Here is a 22,312-nt window from a genome sequence, read left to right on the forward strand (position 1 = left end):
AACACATGCATCTATGATAGAACATAGGCCACGAAATACAAAGTTTTATTCTATATCTGCTGTTCTTTAGTTCTTATTCTCATGGCTTTACGGTTTATTTTTTCAGCTTTTGCAACTAATTTATGCAAATAGTCATTTGTGATTTTATCAGGGTAGACTCCGGTGCGATCCCTTAGAATATTTTCTAATACCCAGGCTTTTCGCGTCCAATACTCATAGTCCTTGCCTGTTAACTCAGCATGTTCCTTAAATTCACCCTCGGCCTTGTTAAAAACCCTTAAATAGTTATAAAAATCTGTAGCCTTCTGACGAACTAGACGCAGCAGAACGATTAACTCATTGGTCGGTCTTTGCATGAGCTGTATAGTGTTCTCGTCTGCATTTGAAATGGCCACATTGTTTAGCAGAAAAGGAATATGCTTTCGTTGGCCATTCTCCTGTGTATCTTCTTCTGGAATATCCATTTCACAAAAATCACAGTAATATGCATAGCTTATACTCTTCAGAACACTGCCACAATAAGGGCATGTACATGTATCCATTCTTGCGCCATCCTCTCTTTCCGTGGCTTTAATCCTGCTGTATACCCTCCATGATGTATGATAAAATAGGAAGGGTGAGCGACCCGGCAAAGTTACTCACCCTAAGTCGATTGCTTATGCAGTCGGCTTTTTATTTTTCATTTCATTATACTGGTTCAAATTGCATCAAGCTCCTGGGACTTTTCCAAGGTTCGAGGATCATGTAAACCATAATCTGCGACCAGCTCATTTTTGGAGAGGCCATTGTGACTGAAAGCATGTTTCATGATAAAGTAGAACCACTACAAGCAGAACGGGTGATCGCATGAAAACAACAATTCGGATATCAGTCCGACCGCTGGTTGAGTACGTGTATCGCAGCGGCAGCATACGTCCGGGGTTCCGTACCAATGCGTCGATGCAGGAGGGGACACGGATTCATCAGCGGGTACAGAAGGCCTATACGGAAGAGGATTTGAAGGAGATTGTGCTGGAAGCCGAGCTTCAGCATGGGGATCTGACGTACGTCATCGAAGGACGATGTGACGGCCTGATCCGCTTAGAGGGTCAATTGACGGTGGATGAGATCAAGTCCACAGCAGGCAATCTGGACGAGCTGGATGATGGACTCGACGTACACTGGGCGCAGGCAAAGATGTATGCCTATATGTATGCCGTCCAGCATGATGAGCCGCGAATGCAGGTGCAGTTGACGTATGTGCATTCGGTGACGGGTGAAGAGCGTCGGTTTCGTCGCATGGCGGAGCGACAGGAGCTGGAGCAGTTTGCAGCGGAGGTCATTGCCGGATATGCACCGTATGCCGAGATGATTGCTGCTTATGAAGCGGAACGGGACGTTAGTGTGCGCGAGCTGCCATTTCCTTTTCGCAAATACCGGGAGGGGCAGCGCAAGCTGGCAGGTGCAGTGTACAAAACGATTCGTGAAGGGCAGGGGCTTATGGCAAAAGCACCCACAGGCATCGGCAAAACGATGTCCGTGCTCTTCCCTACGGTGAAAGCCATCGGTGAAGGTGAGGCCAGTCGTTTGTTCTACCTGACTGCGAGAACGACAACGAGAGTGGCGGCTGAAGAAGCTTTTGCCCGGATGCAGGCGGAAGGGTTGAAGATGCATGTCATCAGTCTGACGGCGAAGGACAAAATCTGCTTCAAGGACGAGGAAGCCTGTGATACAGGCCAGTGCGGTATGTGTGATGGGTATTATGACCGGATTAACGGTGCTGTGCTGGACATGCTCGAACACGAGACGCTGATGACTCGCCCCGTTATTGAGCAGTATGCCCGTAAGCATCGGGTGTGTCCGTTTGAGTTTTCATTGGATGCAGCGTATGCAGCCGATGCAGTAATTTGCGATTACAACTACATTTTTGATCCGCGTATATCGCTGAAGCGTATGCTGGAGGAACAGAAGCGCAGGACGGTGCTGCTGGTGGATGAGGCACATAATCTGGTGGATCGTGGGCGAATGATGTTCTCGGCTGAGCTGGAAAAGGCGGTGTTTCTCGATGTCAAAAGAGAATTCCAGACGCTGGGCAGCGATGTACCCGCCGCGAAAGCGATAGTGGACTACACCGGAGCAATCGACAAGTATCTGATCACCCTTCGTAAGAATGGCGGAGAAGAGGGTAAGATCATTCAGCAGGAGGCGCCAGAGGAACTGATCGAACGACTGGAGCCTTTTATTATGGTGGCAGAGCAGTGTCTTGTCGAAGGGGGATCAAAGAATGCCGAGACGGACCAGCCTGCTGGATGCCTATTTTACGGCCCAGAATTTTGTGCGGATTGCCAAGCTGTACGATGAGCGTTTTATCACATATGCGGAATGTGTGCGGAGCGAGGTGCGGGTGAAGCTGTTCTGTCTGGACCCTTCGCTGCTGCTGCGTCAGACTGCGAAAGGATTCCGTTCGACGATTCATTTTTCGGCAACCTTGTCACCGCTTCGTTATTATCGGGATATGCTGGGGGCAGAGGAGGAGGACTACACGCTCCAGATTCCGTCACCGTTCAATCGGGAACAGCTGGATGTGCGTCTAATGCCATTGTCTGTTCGTTATAAAGACCGAGAGCGTTCCAAGCGGCCAATTGCCGAGATGTTACAGCAGCTTGTATCCGAGTGGCCGCGCAGCAATCTGCTCGTCTTTTTCCCTTCTTATCCGTACATGCGGGAGGTGTATGAGGCGTACGCGCAGCTTCCGAGCGATGCAGATACGGTGATGCAGGAACAAGGCATGAACGAGCAGGAGCGGGAGCAGTTTCTGGCGGCATTTCAGCCGCATCCCGAGCGTACACGTCTTGTTTTTGCCGTGATGGGCGGCGTGTTCTCGGAGGGAGTTGATCTTCCGGGAGACCGCTTGAATGGAGTTGTCGTTGTCGGTGCGGGGCTGCCGCAGATTGGTCTGGAGAACAACGTGCTGAAGGATTACTTTGACAAATCGGGACGTAACGGTTTTAACTACGCTTATGTATTCCCGGGCATGAACAAAGTACTTCAGGCTGGGGGCAGACTCATTCGAACGGAAGAGGATAAGGGTGTATTGGTGCTGGTGGATGATCGCTTCACGCAGGAACCGTATCGTTCCTTATTACCGGAAGAGTGGCTGGATTATAAGCGAATTTGACGGATATTCCACATTTTTAGTTCTGTTTTTCAAAATTTTACGTAAAATATTCGTTGTTTTCTTAACATTCTTTCATTTTCATGATTGAAACATAGGGTAAACGGGTTATAACTTGGTTAGCACGAACGAACAACGGCGATACCCTATCCGTTCCGCGGTCCGATTCGAATGCAAATCAAGGAGGTCGGTTTGTGATGAAGAAAAATCATACGATGATGCAGTTTTTTGAATGGCATTTGGCTGCAGACGGCAATCATTGGAAACGACTGGCTGACATGGCCCCGGAACTGAAAGCAAAAGGCATAGACTCCGTATGGGTGCCTCCCGTAACCAAAGCGGTGTCTGCAGACGATACAGGTTATGGTGTATATGATCTGTATGATCTGGGCGAATTTGATCAAAAGGGTACGGTGCGCACCAAATATGGCACTAAGCAGGAGTTGGTGGAAGCCATCGCCGAGTGTCAGAAAAGCGGCATTGCTGTTTATGTGGATCTTGTGATGAATCATAAGGCCGGGGCAGACGAGAAGGAAGTATTTAAGGTCATTGAGGTTGATCCCAATGACCGGACCAAGGAAATTTCCGAACCGTTTGAGATCGAAGGGTGGACCAAATTCACATTTCCCGGACGCGGTGATCAATATTCGTCCTTTAAATGGACGTCCGAGCACTTCAACGGTACCGATTTTGATGCCAGAGAAGAGCGGACCGGTGTGTTCCGCATTGCGGGTGAGAACAAAAACTGGAATGAAAATGTCGATGACGAATTTGGCAACTATGACTACCTGATGTTTGCCAATATAGATTATAACCACCCGGATGTGCGGAATGAGATGATTGAGTGGGGCAAATGGCTGATTGATACCCTCCAGTGCGGCGGTTTCCGTCTGGATGCGATTAAACATATCAACCATGAGTTCATCAAGGAATTTGCTGCCGAAATGATCCGCAAACGTGGTCAGGATTTCTACATTGTAGGCGAGTTCTGGAACTCGAACCTGGATGCCTGTCGTACGTTTTTGGATACGGTGGATTACCAGATTGACCTATTTGATGTATCGCTTCACTATAAGTTCCATGAGGCTTCCCTCGCAGGCCGGGATTTCGATCTTTCCAAAATTTTTGAGGATACGCTCGTTCAGACTCATCCGACTCATGCGGTAACCTTTGTAGATAACCATGATTCACAGCCCCATGAAGCTTTGGAATCCTGGGTGGGTGATTGGTTTAAACCGAGTGCATACGCACTGACACTGCTGCGTCGTGACGGATATCCCGTTGTCTTCTACGGCGATTATTATGGCATTGGTGGACCTGAGCCGGTGGAGGGCAAAAAAGAGATTTTGGACATTCTGTTGTCAGCTCGCTGCAACAAAGCCTATGGAGAACAGGAAGACTATTTCGATCATGCCAATACGATTGGCTGGGTGCGCCGCGGCGTGGACGAGATCGAAGGCTCCGGCTGCGCAGTGGTCATCTCCAATGGGGATGACGGTGAGAAGAGAATGTTTATCGGTGAACATCGTGCAGGAGAAGTCTGGTCAGACCTGACACACAGCTGTGACGATGAGATTACCATTGAAGAAGATGGTTGGGCCACGTTCCATGTGTGCGGTGGTGGTGTCTCCGTCTGGGCTCTGCCAGATCAGGACGAGGATTGCGGGACAGTTACTGCAGATACAGAGTGATATGCGTACGCCTGCTCGCAGAAAGTGTACGCTGCATGCGGATACAGATATTGCGATTGCTGCAGATACAGAGTCATGCCTGTTCGTGTGCAGGAAACGCATGCTGTATGCTGCTGCAGATGCCGCGGATACCGCGAACGGGTTGTATAAAGTAATCAACAGGATGTTCATGAGTTCAAAGTGAATGTTATGTTACTCGCATTTGCATTGGCAGAATAATATCTCGGCATAATGATTACGTAAAGCTCGATCAAGAATCTTAAGTCGTTAAGTCGTTATTAAACCACCTGAAGCTGAACTGTTTTCCCACTCGTTCTATAGCGGGTTGTGAGAGGGGCAGTTTGATCACGCGTGCTGTCGCGTGCTGATTCAGGTGGTATTTGTTGTGTTTTGGAGAACTATGGATTCTAACGATCTCAGGAAACCTTATTTGCCCCAAATAGGGTTTCAGGAAATCTAACGATTCCCAGTAAGCTTATTTCGCTGGAATTCGATCAAAACAGTATCATTTACAGCAATTTCAACGATATAACGTTTCTGGGGATCGTTAAAATTTAAAACTCTCCTATATACGCTAAATAACGTTTCTGGAAATCGTTAACGTAAAATGGATATTTAAATGAGTATACACTGCTAAAATTTCCTCGGACTTATATAGTATGACCAACTGCTCCAGGTTTCCCCTACGAACTCTGTCTGCTCTTGTGTAGTTCGGCTGCTCTTATGGAGCTGCTCTTTATGTACTCTTGCTGCTTCGACTGCTCTCTATCTACTCAACGTTACCAATGGACCCATATCATCGTTACTTGTGTATCCATGATTCACATAGTAACGATTCATAGTAGAATTTATGATACAATAACCCAAATATAGGAATAAGGTGTTTTGAAATCTATACGAGCCAAGTTGGCATGTTTCAGGATTTATATAAGATAGAAGCGAGGAGACTGGCATGCGTCGAAGAATCAAAACAGAATTCAAAGCAAGAACAACAATATCAAAAACAACAATATCAAGAACAAGGACTAGAACGACACAAGCAGGAAAAAGAAGACGTCTTTTTCTGCTTGCTCTATATCTTCTTCTAGCTGCAAGTTTGGCGGCATGCAGTTATGATGCAGAACAGGGACCACATGGAGAAGCAAAGCGCACGGACAGCTATACGTTTAATGGGGAACGCAGGGAAATAACCAAACGGATGACGAAGGAGCAGGAGATTTTCAAGGAGGCCCCACCAGAGGGGTATCATCTGGCTGCGGCGGTAGATGTAAATCGTGAATCTGGAGCAGAGGAGATTACATATGAGATTATGCTTAATGAGGTTCACATACCGATGTTGAACGTCATTCAATCCTTCACCCTTGATCCCGAGATATTGCAGGTCGTCCATGCAGGTGAACTTTTCACTTCGAATGTAAGTAATACCTATGAAACTACACTGGGACCGGGTAAGGAGCCGCTGGGCTTAAGTCTGTCCAGAAGTTATGTAATGAAACCGGAATCAGAGATCAGTCCGGAATATCTCCAGAATTATACTGAAATGTATGTCAAAATTTCATATGGACCGGAAGAGCAGCGGACTGAAGATTATTTTCGCCTTCAAGCAAAGCCCTCTTCAAGAATGGTTGAATATATGAAGATATGGGGGGAAAAAGAGTAATGGGGGATTACAGGGCAGGGTTTGCCCTGATCCCCCGGTCACCGGTTCCTCATTCTACTCCAAAGTCCGCTCCTGCTTATGCCTTCAACTCAAAAGACTCCAAGGTGCCAGCCATACGCAGATCATCCGCGTGCTCGCGGTTGAATGCTGCACGTTTAGCATCGTTCGCGTACTCATCATGGTAGTGCATCAGCACCGTTTTTTGTCTTACCTCGGGGGGAAGCTGCTCGAGATCCTCCAGAGAAGTATGAGATTTGATAACCAAGTCATGCATATGGCATTCATGGAAAATCAGCTGCACATCGGGTGCGGTCCGCTCTACCAGCTCACGATCCAGTGTGCTGTCCGCACTATAGTAAAAATAAGACTTGGCCATCAGTCCGCTGCTGACCATGCCGGGAACATGCTTCGTGCGGAACGTCTCGAATGTTACCCCGCCCAGTTCAAAGCTTCCGCCATCCGGCAGCGGAACCACGTCATAATAATCACTCATCGTACGCTCGCCGTCCGTAGTATAACGCATGCCTGGAGAGAGGATGCTCCACAGCGGATCAACCAGCTCTTCATGAATAAACAAACGCGGCTTACGATCTCCTACAATCTGGGCATAATACCCAAGCATCTGAACCCCGTTAATATGATCCTCATGCAGATGGGTAATGAACACATTATGAATGCCGGTCATTGCGAATCCGTATTCTTTAAGTGCTTTGGCGTTGGACTCCGGAAAATCAATCACCAGATGGGTGCCGCCGAATTCAGCCAGCATACTGTTATGATGCTGCTCAACACTGAACATATCCCCTGTACCAAGAAAAGTGACTTTCACCGCATTTCATCTCCTTGTTTGACAAAGGTAAACCTGCCTGGCGAATGCAGGACCGGTAACGGATTAACCTTTGATCTTATTATCCGTATTCATCTTTAAATCAGCACCATTCGTGTTAAATCCAGTATAACGTGTTCCCGAGAGTATGCCCAAACCAACCTTTTTTGAGAACGCTATCATTTTATATTGAACTTTGCGGGCAAACGGTGTAGCGTAAAGATTGGAAAGTGAACCTGTATGAACGTAAACTCACCTAAAGGGAGCGTGCAAGGCGAAATGAAATCTTTTCTGGATGAACAGTTCCTGCTTCACAATGAAACGGCGGTAAGGCTGTACGAGCAGTACGCCAAAGACATGCCGATTATGGATTATCACTGCCACCTCAGTCCTCAGGAAATTTACGAAAACAAAACATTTGGCAATCTGACTGAGGCCTGGTTATATGGCGACCATTACAAGTGGCGGCTGATGCGGGCTAACGGGATTGAAGAAAAATATGTGACCGGCGGGGAAGGCGTAACCGATTACGACCGCTTTCTCGCTTATGCCAAAACGGTGCCCATGATGATTGGCAACCCGCTGTACGCCTGGTCCCACCTAGAATTACAGCGTTATTTCGATGTGCATGAGGTATTGAATGAGTCAAGTGCTCCTGCGGTCTGGGAAAAAGTAAATGCCAAGCTGAACAGCGACGGCTTCGGTGCGCGTGATCTGATTACCAAATCCAATGTCACCGTTGTGTGCACAACCGATGATCCGACAGATTCTCTCGAATACCACCTGAAAATTCAGGAGATTGAAGGTTTTGATACGGCGGTCCTGCCATCGTTTCGTCCAGATAAGGGGCTGGAGTTGAATAGAGATACCTTTACCCAGTGGGTGGCCAAGCTTTCACAAGTGGCGGGTACAGAAATTGCCGATTATGACTCGTTCCTGGCTGCGCTGGAATCCCGCGTAGAGTTCTTCCATTCGGTTGGTGGACGTGTTTCCGATCACGCACTGGATTATGTGCCATACGCTGCAGCGACTCGCGAGGAAGCAGCGGCTGCCTTTGCCAAGGCACTTGCCGGGGAGAAGGTTTCCCGTACGGAAGAGGATGGATACAAGACGGTTACACTGACGTTTCTAGGCAAGCTTTATGCGGAGCGCGGTTGGGTCATGCAGTTCCACATCAATGCGGCACGTAACAACAACACGAAGATGTTCAAGCAGCTCGGCCCTGATACGGGTTATGATTCGGTTAATGATACCCCTCTATCCGGAGCTGTTATCGGATTGCTGGATACATTGGAGCAGCAGGATGCTCTGCCCAAAACCATTCTCTACTCCCTCAACCCAAGGGACAATGAGGTGCTGGCTGCAATTATCGGAAGCTTCCAGGGCGGCGGTACACCGGGGAAAATCCAGCTTGGTGCAGCATGGTGGTTCAATGATACGAAGGACGGCATGCTTGCTCAGATGAAAGCACTGGCGAATGTAGGGCTTCTCAGCCGTTTTGTGGGCATGTTAACCGATTCGAGAAGTTTTCTTTCTTACACCCGGCATGAATATTTCCGCCGACTCCTCTGCAACCTGATTGGAGAATGGGCAGAACAAGGCGAAGCACCTAATGATATGGAACTGCTCGGTCGGATCGTGCAGGGGATTGCTTATAATAATGCCGAGGCCTATTTCCCATTTGCTGATGTGCCGAAAAGCGTTTCCGCTTCAAAATAATATTGAATCTATCCTTTTTACATGAACATGCTCTCAATTCCTTCAGCTGGCCTTTCGCCAGAGGGGGATTGGGGGCTTTTTGGCCTGATCAATTGACATGGGGAGGCTGTCCGGGATTTTTGGATTCAATTTACACGAATGAAAGGATTGACATAGACGTATGCTGAACATATAATTAGTATATCTAATTAATTGATTGGCTATTAAATTGTGAACCTATTATATAAAGGACCTATTTAATAGATAGGCTATGATTATTTTCAGGACACCGAAGTTCTGATAAAGGAGGACGATAAGATGACTGGTATAGATCCGGTAGCCCAGAAGCTTTTATACTCCATCATGCAGTTTAACAAGGGCAAATGGAGACAGCATAAACCGTCCGGACGCAATCACAATGAAATTATGGTACTGGCCTGTCTGCTTCACGGTTCACATCCGGGTGAACGTATGGATTGGCGGGATAATCCACCCGATTTTGAGAGCCATTTAAATCAGGAACATCCAGGATTGAAAGTATCGGAGATCAGCGCATTAATGCGCGTAAAATCACCGACCATTACGCCTGTTATTCGCGGCCTTGAGGATGAAGGTCTGGTTGAGCGCACGATGGACCCCGAGGATCGGCGAGCAGTGCGGATTACAATTACGGATGCAGGACGTGCAATTATCCGTGCCGCGCATGAAGAACGGATGACAACCTTTAACAGGCTGGTTGAACATCTGGGCGAAGAGGACAGCCTGCAGCTGGCTGCACTGCTCAGCAAAGTATACACTTTCTTTGATACACAACTTTCGGGACAGAACGAAGCATCTGAAGACCCAAATGCGACAGCTGGACAAGATCACCAGCCGGATGCACAAGAGAATCAAGCAAATACACAGGACAACGAAATACCCGAACAAGGAGCAGCCAAACAAGGAGATGATACGCCATGATGAAATTGTTTCGCATGCTTAAGCCATATCGAATCCCGATTTTTTTTATTTTGGCGCTTATATTTCTGCAAACGATGGCCGAGCTGTATCTGCCTACGTTAATGGCAGATATCGTGAACCTGGGTATCGTCAAAGGTGATGTACCTTATATCTGGAAAATCGGCGGTTTCATGCTGCTGATTGCTATCGGTGGAACCGCATGTTCCATTATTGCAAGTTACCTGTCTTCCCGCACAGCGGGTGGATTCGCCAAGCAGCTGCGCAGCAGAGTGTTCCGGCATGTCGAGAATTTCTCGCTGCAGGAATTCGACAAGCTGGGCACAGCCTCACTGATTACTCGTACAACGAACGATATTACACAGGTTCAGAACGTATTAACGATGATGCTGCGCATGATGATAATGGCTCCGATGATGTGTATCGGGGGGATTTTCATGGCCGTTTCCCAGGATGCTAAGCTGTCCACCATCTTTCTGGTCGTGCTGCCCGTACTTGCGGGAGCCATCGCTTTGATTGGTTCCAAAGGATTCCCGCTGTTCAAGCAGATTCAGAAAAAGCTGGACCGGCTTAACCTCGTGCTTCGCGAACAGCTGACGGGTATCCGGGTTGTTCGTTCTTTTAACCGGGGCGAACATGAGCGTGTTCGCTTTAACGGGGCAAATACGGAATTAAGAGATGCATCAATCAAGGTCAATGTCCTAATGGCTACAGTTATGCCTGTAATGATGGTGGTCATGAACTTTTCGATGATTGCGATTCTGTACTTCGGCGGTCTGCGCATTGATAGCGGTCATATGAATATTGGTTCGCTGATTGCCTTTGTGCAGTATGCCATGCAGATCATGTTCTCACTGATTATGGTATCCATGATTTTTGTGATGATTCCAAGAGCGTCAGCTTCGGCAGAACGGATAAATGAAGTGCTCGATATGCAGCCGGATCTGTCCGACCCTGCACAGCCTCGCACGATGAAATCCATGCAGGGAATGATCGAGTTTGATCATGTCACTTTCCGTTATCCGGGTGCAGAGAATGCTGCCTTATCCGATATTTCGTTCACGGCTCGTTCGGGTGAAACGACAGCGATTATTGGCGGTACGGGCTCCGGTAAGACAACGCTGCTGAGCCTCATTCCGCGTTTCTATGATGTGACCGAGGGTAGTGTGCGTGTGAACGGAACGGATGTGCGGGAGCTTAGACAGGAAGAACTACGGTCCAAAATCGGGTTCGTCCCACAAAAAGCAGTCCTGTTTACTGGAACAATCGCAGAGAATATTCGCCATGGTAAAGATGATGCAAGCATGGATGAAGTCATGCATGCAGCGCGTACAGCACAGGCAGAGAACTTTATCTCCGAGATGAAAGATGGTTATGACAGCCTGATTGCACAAGGCGGGAATAACGTATCCGGTGGACAAAAACAGCGGTTGTCCATTGCACGGGCACTGATTCGCCGTCCGGACATTTATATTTTCGATGACAGTTTCTCGGCCCTTGATTTTAAAACGGATGCCAAACTGCGAGCTGCACTCAAATCGGAAACGACGGAAGCAGCGGTGCTGATCGTAGCTCAGCGTGTGAGCACGGTTATGGATGCGGATCGTATCCTCGTTATGGATGAAGGCCGAATTGTCGGGTCGGGAACACATAAAGAGCTGCTGGAGAACAATGAAGTGTACCGCGAGATTGTATCCTCCCAGCTGACTGAGGAGGAGATCGCATGAGTGAACGTACAGCAGAACGCAAAGCAAGTGCTCCGCGCGGGCCGGGTCACCCTGGTGGGGGTATGGGCATGCGGCCTCCAGCAGAGAAAGCGAAGGATTTTAAAGGTACGCTGCGCCGCTTGATTAAGTATCTTCGGCCGCACAGTTCCCGTTTGATCGGTGTCCTGATTGCTGCCATTTTAAGTACGGTGTTCGGCATTATTAGTCCAAAGGTTATGGCTGAGGGTACCGATATTCTTGCCCATGGCGCTATTGCTATTATGCAGGGTGTGCAGGGGGCGGGAATTGATTTCCCTGCTTTGATGAGAGTATTGTACCTTCTGCTTGGATTGTATCTGTTCAGTGCAGCTTTTGCATATGTACAGCAATATCTGATGGCTGGTGTAGCCCAGCGGGTTGTCTATGATATGCGGGAGCAGGTCAGTGCCAAGGTTGGGCGTCTGCCGCTAAAATATTTTGACTCCCGTACGCATGGTGAGACGCTTAGCCGTGCAACCAATGACGTGGACAATATCAGTAATACGCTGCAGCAGAGTTTGGCTCAGTTTATTACGTCAGTAGTAACGATTGTTGGTGTCATCATTATGATGCTGACGATTAGTCCGTGGATGACTCTTATCACGCTTCTGACCCTGCCGCTTAGTGTTGTGGTGGTTATGCTGGTGGCTTCCCGTTCGCAGAAACATTTTGCTGGGCAGCAGAAATCGCTTGGTGAACTGAACGGTCACGTAGAAGAGATGTATACAGGCCACAAAGTGGTCAAAGCATTTGGACGTGAAGAACAATCCGTACAGCAGTTTGAGAAAGTGAATGAGGAGCTGTATGCATCGGGTTGGAAAGCACAGTTTATCTCAGGGATTATTATGCCTCTAATGAACTTTGTCGGGAACTTGGGCTATGTGCTGATTTGCGTAGTCGGCGGGATTTTTGTTACACGTGGCTCGATCTCCATCGGGGATATCTTGGCCTTCACGCAGTATTCACGTCAATTCACACAGCCTATTAATCAGATTGCTAACATCTCCAATATTATTCAGTCGACAATTGCCTCGGCAGAGCGGGTATTCGAGCTGCTGGATGAGGAAGAGGAAGTTCCGGAGTCGAAACAACCTGCGGTGCTGCGTCACCCGGCAGGTGCAGTTGCTTTTGAAGCAGTAGATTTTGGTTATAAGGAAAATGAACTGCTCATTCACAATATGAATATTGACGTCGCACCAGGGCAGACCGTCGCAATTGTCGGTCCGACAGGTGCTGGTAAAACGACGTTGATTAACCTGCTGATGCGGTTCTACGAACTTCAGCGCGGCCGGATTACCATTGACGGCATTGATATTAAGGACATGTCACGTGGTAATCTGCGCGGTATGTTTGGTATGGTGCTTCAGGATACGTGGTTGTTTAACGGTACAATTCGGGATAATATCGCTTATGGACGGGAAGGTGCATCGGAAGAAGAGGTGGTCAAGGCTGCTGCGGCTGCCCATGCTGATCATTTCATTCGTACACTGCCGGATGGCTACGATACGGTGCTGAACGAAGAGGCGTCCAATATCTCACAAGGCCAGAAGCAGCTGCTGACGATTGCGAGAGCGATTCTAGCGAACCCGTCTATCCTCATTTTGGATGAAGCAACCAGCAGTGTGGATACGCGAACCGAGGTCTTTATCCAGAAAGCGATGAATGAACTGATGAAAAACCGTACGAGTTTTGTCATTGCCCACCGTCTGTCCACCATTCGCGGCGCCGATCTGATCCTTGTGATGGATCACGGTAACGTGATTGAGCAGGGCAGCCATGATGAGCTGATGGCAAAGCAGGGCTTCTATGCCGATCTGTACAACAGCCAGTTTTCAGAGCGGCAGCCGCAGGCGATCTAAGGGTAATATTTAGTCATGTTTATAAAGTAGAAGTGTCTAAAACAATCATAGTTCTCAAACTGACGTCGGTACAGTTACTGGCGTCGGTTTTTTTATTTCGTTGTGCTGGGAGGAACCTGCGAAACAATTCACACAGTTTATTAATATCACTGACCTTCTTTGTCTTCTCCTTTCTTCTTACAAATCCTTATTCTTGGGTAATTATCCCCTTTTTATATCCCTCCAAGTACACCTTGAAAGTGTGTCCTATCCTTTCGTCACCATAAAGTCAACTTCCTAGAATTTCACCTGTGCTGCAAGTGTGGGAGATTACGTTTACTATGTACTACAAAATAATGAATTTATACATCAAGGGTTGACTTAAATGTATTCATATGGAAGAATATATTTATGGAATTTTACTTCCAAATTATATCATAAAAGGAAGGAGGGATTTGCATGTCAAAGTTGGTACTGGAAGATTTGATTGAGCATGTTACAACAACTTCAGATTATGAGGCGAGCAGTGTAATAATCGGAGATGAACAAAGAGCAGCATCGCAATATCCACTGGTTACTACTCCACAAGAGGATATCGATAACGTGTAATACCTAACAAGAAGGGCAGCTGTTGCCCTTCTTTATTCAATTTTTTCTCATGAACTATAAGGAGTGAAAATAAAATATATGGTTAATCAATTTAAACGAATTGAGGAATTTTTTACGGATGGACCTTATGGAAAAGGAGAAGCTCTTAACTATAATTTTAACCAATTCAAAGATGGAATGATTAATACCTTTTCCAATTTATATAGATTGAATCTCAAAAATGAACCGAATTCGCTGACAGCATCAGGTCAAATTGCTATTTCTGGAACGTGTATTTTGTCTTCATCCTCTAATGGAGGATATTCTTCACATGAGATTAAAAAGATGCTGGAACTTACTTATGAGGCATTAAGTTTACATACCATTAATGAAGTTAGATTAAAAGATTCCGAATTAGTTTTGCTTGATTGTGAAGGGGTTGATTCATCTAACTTGATGTATCGTCTGTTGAGCAGCCGTTTCGAAGAAAATATGAGAGAGAGTGGGGTCTCGATTCAACTTCTTGCTTCATGCATAGACGACAAGGTTAAGGAAAAGTTTCATTTGGCTATGAGATTACTTAGCGAAACCATTCCTGAGTTATCATCTGATACGTTATCAATGATTACTGCTATTCTTCCTGTTACTAAGACTATAGATTCAGGTTTTACATTCACGACCCCACAACTTATTTATGTTGATCCAGAACTATTTAATAGTGAATTGGATTTAGCAGATGCCTTATTGCATGAAGCTTTGCACCACAAGCTTCTTACAATCCGCTTGACAAAACGTATGCTAAGACCGGGTTACAACGACTTTGGGAGTTTCTCTGTACCAATTCCTTGGGGGGGAGAGAACTATCGAATGTTCCCTGTTGGAAGAGCAATAGCTGCTGCGCATGTGTATCTTCATTTGTCATTTTTATTTGCTAAGATACTTTTTAATAGTGATAAGTATATTAAATTTGGATTAACACTAGGAGATATTGAACAGCGATTTCTGACTAGGTATAAGCGTGCCAGCTATTTACTGGAAACATTGTCTATGTCCCATTATCGTCATGAACTTGGAGCAGATGGTATCGATTTTATTACATGGATGAATAATGGCTTCCGATTTATCAGCGATCTACCTAACGTGCATGAAATAATTAGCTCGAACAAAGTTCTTAACTATATATGAATTTTGATAAGGAGTGATTTATTTGATATTTACACAAGCAGATCAAAGGCATGAAATCTTTGAGGAGCTTAAGAAGTATAGAGAGTTCTATCCTTTTCAACGTGCATTTGGCCAGGTTGAGAATATTACAATTCACAATGATCTATATAGTGGAGTTTGGTGTGAGTATTCAGCTGATCTAGTAGAAGGAGTAGTGTGGGATCTTGAATTGGTAGAGGTAGGTCTATCTAAATTAAATATATCTAAGGAAACAGATGTTTTGGTCGACTTATGTTGTGGGGAAGGAAGGTTGGCTCGTCACTTAGCAAATAAGTCCTATCGTTTGAAAGGAATAGATTATTCTGCTGATCAGATTAACAGAGCAAGACTTCTTGACTCGGACAACATTGTCGGTGAGGATTCATGGGTTGTTTCGGATCTATTAGATAAACAATCTGTAAAATCTTTTAGCTCTATGTGGGATTCGGTAATAGCTGTGACATCGGCCGCATCTGTCAACTGCTTTACTTCACATGACCAATTGAGTTCGTTTTTATATAACATCAGAACATGTTTAGGGAAGAATGGACCTCGTTTTTTATTACTGCCAGTATTTGATGATGAGGCGGTCTCTAATTTTGAAAAAACTTTTAAAGGAAACATCCTTTGTCATCCATTTAAATCACAAACTAATAAGGACATGCTTGCATGGATTAGTTTGCTTTATGATAAGGAATCGAAATTGCTGATGCAGCCATCCATAACAGCGCTCACCGATTCTGAGGGAGAGTTGAAATATGAATTTGTATTTTCAAAAGATAGGATCTGGACAACTACAGAAGTAGCAGGAATTGCGGCTGATGTTGGATGGACCAAAGAGTTTATCTTACCGAGTAATGTCGTTAGTGGAGGGGCTGATCAATGGCCTTTTGCATTGCTGGTTCTAAAAAATGAATTTTGACTCGTTGACTCGTATAGATATTAAGGAGTTGAAGAAATGGACAATCTTTTTGTTTCTATTGCAAAAGGTGTGGAAGTCAAATCTTTGTATGATGGTAAATCAGCATTTGTTTTTAAAGAAGCACCCATAAGTGTCTCATTAATTGGTTCTCTGCCATTGGCTGTTTTCACATTTATTGATCGTGAGAAGAGATGCACAATTGAACATATCCGAACTTCTTTAATGAAGATGGCAAAATTAGATAATGTTCAAAAGAAATTACAATTTGACAATGCAATTTTATGTGCTATCGGACAGCTTCAGGAGCAGAAAATACTCTCAGTATCAAGTGTGTAACCGATCTTAAGGAGGGGTTAATTTGGATTATACAGGTAAAATTACGGATGTATTAAAGGATATTTCACAAGAAGCGTGGGCGAAGTACCCTGTTATAATTACTGACAATATGGAAGAAGGCTGGGGAGAAGAGCTGTTCGGCCAAGAGGCGTTAAAAAGTATTTTTACTGATGCTCGGATTCCAGAAGGTTGTTTTCGTATTGTAAAAGAAGGCACCTTATTGGCTCATAAACATTATTCTAGACCTGTACTTGTGGGTGAAACCATTGTTTCACGTGTGTTGGACGGTTCGAAGGCTGTAAAAGCGCTAAATGAGGGGAATTCGGTTATACTTTCAGCCTTAGAGGAGTATTGGAAGCCTATTAGAACACTATGCAGTACCTTGGGAAAAAGATTAGGAACAAAATGTGCTGCTTTTGCTGTTATAACGCCGCCTGGGCGAACAGGGTTTGTTCCTCATATTGATAGAACGGAGCAGTTGGTGATTCAATGCAGCGGAGATAAAAACTGGAGGGTATTTGATGTACAGACACGTGGAAAAGGAGGAGTACCCGTTAACCTGGAGGATTTGGGGGTTCCTGCATTGGAAACGCTATTAAAAGAGGGACAGATGCTGTATCTTCCTCAAGGTGCACCCCATATGGCATCTTCGTCAGAATCACTTAGCATTCATATTACACTTACTTTTGAACCGGTAACTATGGGACAATGGATTGATGCAGCCGTAAAAGAGATTATAAGTGAAGACGATGATTTAGTTAAAGATTTAAAACCCTTTTGGTTTGAAGATGAAGAATATCAGTTACAGCTGCTGAAGGCAAAGTGTGAGTCGATTGCTTCTAAAATTGCTCATAGAGCTGAAGTAAAAGCGAAAGAGCTGATGTTGAAAAATAAAATTAATACAAATAATGATAGTTATAACACCATAAGTTCTACAGTGGGTGGGAGGTAAAAGTGAAGGAAGTTTTTAATATTTTAAGAAAAGAGGTACGTTATCAGAGGCTTGTGACGGCCAATTTTGTTAGTGGAATTGGGGATTGGTTTAGTAGTGTTGCTATTTTAAGTTTACTTCTTCAAATTACAGGTACAGGTCTGGCAGTAGGCATTACGCTTGCAGCAAGGACGTTACCTTTTTTGTTTATGGGTCCTATAGGTGGAATTCTAGCGGACAAGATGAATAAAAAAGTTATTCTTATGATTTCAGACTTTGCTCGTATATTTCTGGCTCTTTCACTTTTATTTGTAAATTCATCTGATACCATTTGGATTGCTTATGTAGTCACTGTTGGACTGGTTGTTTTTTCTGCATTGTCCTCACCAGCAAGACAGTCATTAATTCCACAAATAGTTAGTAAAGAAAACTTGACGACTGCGAATGCGGTTGATCAGTCACTGAATGGAATTAACATGACTCTTGGTGCTGTTTTCGGGGGGGTAATCAGTGCTGTGCTGGGACATGAGTTAGCCTTTGTAATTAACACTCTGACTTTCCTCATATCGGGATTAATTATTTCTACCATGTCTTATGACAGAAAGAGTGTTGATATACCGGCCAGTAATGAATATCAAGATACAGTGGGAAATCCCGAGCAAGAAACAACCTTGTGGAAAGAATTTAGAAGATCACTTATGCTGAAGGTTATTGCTCTTCAAGCTATATTTTGGCCAATAGGTGGAGGAGCTATCAATATCCTTATAAGTGTTTACGGTTATCAAGTGTATCAGGAGGGAAATACAGGAGTAGGGATCTTATATGGTGCTTTGGGTTTTGGATTTCTAATCAGCGGATTCATAGCTAGTTACTTTAGAAAATGGATGATTCAAGTAGTGATATTATCATCCGTAATTGAAGGGTTATCTCATGCATTAATGAGTCAATCTTCCAATCTTTGGATCGGAGCTGCCTTAATCTCAATTGCTACACTTGGGGCAGGCATTGGGAATGCTTCATACACGACTCTTATCATGAGAACAGTACCTGAGCAGGTGTTGGGAAGAGCATTTGCTCTAAGCGAAACAACTTCCAACGTTATGATGGCTTTATCTATGGTTGGAACTGGTGTATTACTGAAATATTTCCCTGCCCAACAGGTAGGATTTTGGGCGGGAATTTTGATTATACTATCTGCATTGACGGCTTTACCTCTTTTAAAATTAAGAAGCAGTGATATGGTCAATCTTAATACAGTTAGCCAGTAGCTCTGTCTACAGTTAGAAAATAACATTTAAACGGGACGAACGGCATTTTGGCCTCTTCTGCCCGTTTAAATGTTACACATTAGAACCAGACGGTATTTACAGCATCGTATCCTCAGATTTATCCTCAGATTTATCTTCAGTCTTACCTGCAGATTCATCCTCAAGCTCCATTTTATCCTGAGACTTCTCTTTCAATTGATCCATGGAATCAAGTTTGAAATCCGCATTTTCCAGTACTGCCTGAGCTGGTTCGCCTGGCAGCCCATCACGCTGCTCAATCATTCGTTTGACCACCTCATAACAGTCATCAATGTGTTTGCTGCCGACATACCGCATGGCGGTGAAGCTGAGGGCTGCGGCAAGGCCTTGGCCCGCAAACGGTACAAATTTGGCAACCGATTTGGCTGCAACGCGCACACCCACTCGTTTGAGCACCTGTACGACCAATTCCTTCGTGACCATACGGCCGATGATTTTACTTCCGATCGACATGACAAATCCGTAGATCATAGACTTGGTCTCAGGGTCCATACCGTCGAGCTGTTTCTGCGACAATCCAAATTTATTGTTAATCGCAGGTAAAAGCTGCATCAGCATGCCCACGTCAGCTAAGACGTCTGTACCGGGAAGGGGCACAAGGGTGGACCCGGCTGAAGCAGTGGCTCTTTTGCGAACCATGGTACGGCATTCTTTGCGGACTTGTTCTAATTGTTCCAATGTCGCTGGAATCATAGGGAATTCCTCCATTCGTATAGTGTACATTTAACCAATCCGAAGCGGATTGAATGGGCTGCTCCCACGAAGTACTCACCTATATTGTATAGGTTGCGGAGGAACGATTTTTCTCATGCATACATTTGTTTGAAGCAGGTTATGGCTGTGGAGAATGGTGAATTATAGAGTCATCAGATACTACGCAAGAGGAAACAAAAATGGTGCGTTATCCGCATAAAAAAGTATCTTAATCGAACTCTACCTTCTCAGGTTCGGCTGTGAAACAGGCATCTGATCGTGAAGCCCTGATTTTGTTTATTCTTCCAAGCATTTTGGGTAAAGGGAAACAAGCATTGGAATGGAGGAAGAGCAGCATGGAATGGAAGAAAGCTTTGTTAATTCATCATCTTCATGCAGGTAAAGCGAACCGGGAAAATGCAGTAGGTCTGGTGACAGGCGTACTGGCTCCAGCCATTCGTGAATTGGTCGTTGTTCGAACAGATGAACCGGGTGAAGGGGAGAAGCTGTGCCGGGAACGCGGTGAAGAGTTTGAGGTTGTGTTTATTCTGGGTGGTGACGGTACGGTGCATGAGTGTGTGAACGGGCTGGCTTCCCTGCAGCATCCTCCACAGATCGGGATACTTCCAGGCGGTACATGTAATGATTTTGCGCGTTCACTAGGCTTATCTCCAGATGTAGAGACAGCTGCTCAGCAGCTTCTGACAGGGCGGGCTGCTGCAGTGGATGTGGGACGGGCAGATAACCGGGTATTTACCAATTTCTTCGGGATCGGTTTGATCAGTGATACATCACAGAACATTAATGAGAATTTGAAAGGTGCACTGGGCAAAGTCAGCTACTTCATCAGCACGCTGCAGACCATCAGTCGATCTGAGCCGTTTCATTACGAGTTAGAGGTAGACGGGGAGTGGATGGAAGGTGAAGCAGTGATGATATACGCGGCTAATGGGCGTTTTCTGGGGACAAATGCGCTCCCTTTTGCTCCAGATGCACTGCAGGACGGTAAGCTTGATGTGCTCATTATCCATGAGACAGGTATTCCGCTAATGCGAGAGGTACTTTCTCATAAACCGGAGGGGGAGTGGCAGCCTCGAAACGAGAGTATCTCCTACTTCAAGGCAGCTGCACTTCAAATAAAAACGGATGCACCCATGCCGGCGGACACGGATGGCGAGCTGTACATGCAAACACCCGCCGAGCTGTCGGTGCTGGCGGGTCATCTGCATTTTCTGATCGGGGCAGGAGAATAGTCTGCTCCGATTTATTTTTATAAGAAAGGTCAGCTTCACTTTATCTGTCTGTTTTCAGATGTTTTTCCCTGAATTCATCTTCGAGGATGCTCATCAGAATGGCGTCATGGTACTGGTGATCGTAGTACAACATGTCCCTCTTCACGCCTTCACGCTGGAAGCCGAGCTTTTCATACGTGCGAATGGCGCGTTCGTTAAAAGCAAAGACATCCAGCTCAATCCGATGCAGATTGGCGATGCCGAACCCGTAATCGAGCATAAGCAGCAGCGCTTCACTACCATATCCCTTACCTTGGTGTGCTGGCTGATCGATAGCAATGCGAATGTGTGCACTGCGATTTTTGGCGTGCATGTCCATCAGGGCGACATCCCCGATAATTTCGTCTGTGCTTTGTAATGCGATAAGCAGGTTCAGTCGTGAGTCGTCCTGAGCTAAATTCTCCACATACTTTTCAACCTGAGAACGGATAAAGCTTGCTTGAGTCCCTGTTAGTTTGCGCATTTCGGGCTCAAACAGGCTTGGATAATAAGCATCCACATCGGTTATATCGAATGGACGCAGATATATACGTTCAGTCTGCATGAGTTTGGCGGTACGATTCGTAGGTGTAGGGTATGACATGTTTCTTCCTCCTGTCATATTCAAACAGGCTTGGACGGATGCGATCACTTCGGCATTCCGCTCTTATACTGTTTGGATATATTGATGATGACATAAGTATATCCGGATACTGTATACTTCAAAATATACAGTTTTTACGAATTCAGCAGGACAGATGGAGTGAAGAAGCGATAATGCAGCTGCCAAAACTTGATGAGCAGGATAGTACACCTATTTATGTTCAATTATCGGATCATATTAAAAGGGAAATTTTCTGCGGGGCGCTTGTGGAACACAGCCGCCTGCCTTCCGTTCGCAAACTGTCAGAAATGCTGGACATCAGCACAACACCTGTGGAATGGGCATATCAGCAGCTTATTGCAGAGGGCTACGTCTACAGCGAGCCGCGCCGGGGTTATCGTGTGCGTGCTGTGGTTGAAGGTTATCACGATATATGGCTGGGGAGATCTGATACCGACATCTCAACCAAGAAGCAAAAGGAAGAGAATGCCTTGGCATCATCACCAGATTTACAGGGCTTGCGCCCTGCAGCGTTGGTTTCCTATGATTTTCATATGTCACGCAATGACTTCGGGCTGTTTCCAGACGTGAAATGGCAGCAGTATGCAAACCGGGTATGGCGTGAAGAAGCCAAGAATTTGTTATTTTACGGAGATCCTCAGGGGGAGCAGGGATTAAGGAGAGAGATTGCAGACTATTTGGGACAGTTCAGAGGTGTTCGATGTATACCGGAGCAGATTGTAATCGGTGCGGAACAGCATCTGCTGATGTCACTGCTCGCACAGACAATGCTGTACAAGGGAAGTCGTAAATCCATCGCTGTAGAGAATCCGGGATACCGGCTGCCTGCCCGGTACATTTCGCAATTACGGATATGAGATTATCCCT

19 protein-coding genes and 1 pseudogene are annotated in these 22,312 nt (G+C 45.7%); 15 read left to right on the forward strand and 5 right to left on the reverse strand.

Translation table 11 applies throughout. From position 1 onward, the window contains the following. Positions 1-50: 50 nt before the first annotated feature. Together ABXS70_RS28155 and ABXS70_RS28160 are read right to left on the reverse strand one after the other, a co-directional pair. Complete coding sequence (locus ABXS70_RS28155) at positions 51-542, reverse strand: hypothetical protein (protein ID WP_342553235.1); 492 nt, start codon at positions 540-542, stop codon at positions 51-53. A 155-nt stretch (positions 543-697) separates the two neighbouring features. Then, on the reverse strand, positions 698-808 hold the full coding sequence (locus tag ABXS70_RS28160; RefSeq protein WP_366292657.1) for an aspartyl-phosphate phosphatase Spo0E family protein: 111 nt from the start codon (positions 806-808) through the stop codon (positions 698-700). A gap of 38 nt (positions 809-846) precedes the next feature. On the opposite strand from ABXS70_RS28160, the pseudogene ABXS70_RS28165 reads away from it, so the two are divergent. The 3 genes and pseudogenes from ABXS70_RS28165 to ABXS70_RS28175 all read left to right on the forward strand — a co-directional run bounded on the left by ABXS70_RS28165 (position 847) and on the right by ABXS70_RS28175 (position 6,505). Then, a pseudogene (locus tag ABXS70_RS28165) lies at positions 847-3,157 on the forward strand (helicase C-terminal domain-containing protein). A gap of 194 nt (positions 3,158-3,351) precedes the next feature. Next, positions 3,352-4,845, forward strand: a complete 1,494-nt coding sequence (locus ABXS70_RS28170; protein ID WP_342553233.1) for an alpha-amylase — start codon at positions 3,352-3,354, stop codon at positions 4,843-4,845. 952 nt (positions 4,846-5,797) lie between these two features. Then, positions 5,798-6,505, forward strand: coding sequence for a hypothetical protein (locus ABXS70_RS28175; RefSeq protein ID WP_366292660.1), 708 nt, complete (start codon positions 5,798-5,800; stop codon positions 6,503-6,505). A gap of 76 nt (positions 6,506-6,581) precedes the next feature. Here the strand turns inward: ABXS70_RS28175 and ABXS70_RS28180 are convergent, their stop codons facing one another. Next, complete coding sequence (locus ABXS70_RS28180; RefSeq protein WP_366292663.1) at positions 6,582-7,334, reverse strand: MBL fold metallo-hydrolase; 753 nt, start codon at positions 7,332-7,334, stop codon at positions 6,582-6,584. Between the two features lie 276 nt (positions 7,335-7,610). Here ABXS70_RS28180 and uxaC point away from each other — a divergent pair, with 276 nt between their 5' ends. The 10 genes from uxaC to ABXS70_RS28230 all read left to right on the forward strand — a co-directional run bounded on the left by uxaC (position 7,611) and on the right by ABXS70_RS28230 (position 18,817). Next, positions 7,611-9,050, forward strand: a complete 1,440-nt coding sequence (gene uxaC / locus ABXS70_RS28185; protein WP_366292666.1) for a glucuronate isomerase — start codon at positions 7,611-7,613, stop codon at positions 9,048-9,050. A 297-nt stretch (positions 9,051-9,347) separates the two neighbouring features. Further along, complete coding sequence (locus ABXS70_RS28190; RefSeq protein ID WP_342553229.1) at positions 9,348-9,989, forward strand: MarR family transcriptional regulator; 642 nt, start codon at positions 9,348-9,350, stop codon at positions 9,987-9,989. After that, positions 9,986-11,713 carry an ABC transporter ATP-binding protein gene (locus ABXS70_RS28195; RefSeq protein WP_366292669.1) on the forward strand — a complete coding sequence of 576 codons (1,728 nt, stop codon included), beginning with the start codon at positions 9,986-9,988 and terminating at the stop codon, positions 11,711-11,713. Before ABXS70_RS28190 ends, ABXS70_RS28195 begins: the two co-directional genes overlap by 4 nt. Next, positions 11,710-13,590: an ABC transporter ATP-binding protein gene (locus tag ABXS70_RS28200; protein WP_366292672.1), complete on the forward strand. Its 1,881-nt coding sequence runs from the start codon at positions 11,710-11,712 to the stop codon at positions 13,588-13,590. The genes ABXS70_RS28195 and ABXS70_RS28200 overlap by 4 nt, the downstream gene beginning before the upstream one ends. Before the next feature lie 438 nt (positions 13,591-14,028). Further along, positions 14,029-14,178 carry a hypothetical protein gene (locus tag ABXS70_RS28205; RefSeq protein ID WP_366292675.1) on the forward strand — a complete coding sequence of 50 codons (150 nt, stop codon included), beginning with the start codon at positions 14,029-14,031 and terminating at the stop codon, positions 14,176-14,178. A gap of 78 nt (positions 14,179-14,256) precedes the next feature. After that, positions 14,257-15,342 carry a hypothetical protein gene (locus ABXS70_RS28210; RefSeq protein ID WP_366292678.1) on the forward strand — a complete coding sequence of 362 codons (1,086 nt, stop codon included), beginning with the start codon at positions 14,257-14,259 and terminating at the stop codon, positions 15,340-15,342. Between the two features lie 22 nt (positions 15,343-15,364). Continuing rightward, the gene (locus tag ABXS70_RS28215; protein WP_366292681.1) at positions 15,365-16,282 is read left to right on the forward strand and encodes a class I SAM-dependent methyltransferase; all 918 of its coding nucleotides are present in this window, start codon (positions 15,365-15,367) and stop codon (positions 16,280-16,282) included. A gap of 36 nt (positions 16,283-16,318) precedes the next feature. After that, positions 16,319-16,618, forward strand: a complete 300-nt coding sequence (locus tag ABXS70_RS28220) for a hypothetical protein (RefSeq protein ID WP_366292683.1) — start codon at positions 16,319-16,321, stop codon at positions 16,616-16,618. A gap of 22 nt (positions 16,619-16,640) precedes the next feature. Next, complete coding sequence (locus tag ABXS70_RS28225) at positions 16,641-17,570, forward strand: cupin domain-containing protein (RefSeq protein ID WP_366292686.1); 930 nt, start codon at positions 16,641-16,643, stop codon at positions 17,568-17,570. A gap of 2 nt (positions 17,571-17,572) precedes the next feature. Beyond that, positions 17,573-18,817, forward strand: coding sequence for an MFS transporter (locus ABXS70_RS28230; RefSeq protein ID WP_366292689.1), 1,245 nt, complete (start codon positions 17,573-17,575; stop codon positions 18,815-18,817). Between the two features lie 96 nt (positions 18,818-18,913). Here ABXS70_RS28230 and ABXS70_RS28235 read toward each other — a convergent pair whose 3' ends face one another. Further along, positions 18,914-19,549: a hypothetical protein gene (locus ABXS70_RS28235; protein ID WP_366292692.1), complete on the reverse strand. Its 636-nt coding sequence runs from the start codon at positions 19,547-19,549 to the stop codon at positions 18,914-18,916. Between the two features lie 356 nt (positions 19,550-19,905). On the opposite strand from ABXS70_RS28235, the gene ABXS70_RS28240 reads away from it, so the two are divergent. Then, a complete protein-coding gene (locus ABXS70_RS28240; protein WP_342553224.1) occupies positions 19,906-20,802 on the forward strand; it encodes a YegS/Rv2252/BmrU family lipid kinase in 897 nt (298 codons plus the stop codon). A 40-nt stretch (positions 20,803-20,842) separates the two neighbouring features. Here the strand turns inward: ABXS70_RS28240 and ABXS70_RS28245 are convergent, their stop codons facing one another. After that, entirely contained in the window at positions 20,843-21,424 is a 582-nt protein-coding gene (locus ABXS70_RS28245; RefSeq protein WP_342553223.1) for a GNAT family protein, read from the reverse strand. A gap of 173 nt (positions 21,425-21,597) precedes the next feature. Here ABXS70_RS28245 and ABXS70_RS28250 point away from each other — a divergent pair, with 173 nt between their 5' ends. Beyond that, on the forward strand, positions 21,598-22,302 hold the full coding sequence (locus tag ABXS70_RS28250) for a GntR family transcriptional regulator (protein WP_366292696.1): 705 nt from the start codon (positions 21,598-21,600) through the stop codon (positions 22,300-22,302). Positions 22,303-22,312 lie beyond the last annotated feature (10 nt).

Source organism: Paenibacillus sp. AN1007 (assembly GCF_040702995.1).
In the GTDB taxonomy this organism is placed as follows: domain Bacteria; phylum Bacillota; class Bacilli; order Paenibacillales; family Paenibacillaceae; genus Paenibacillus.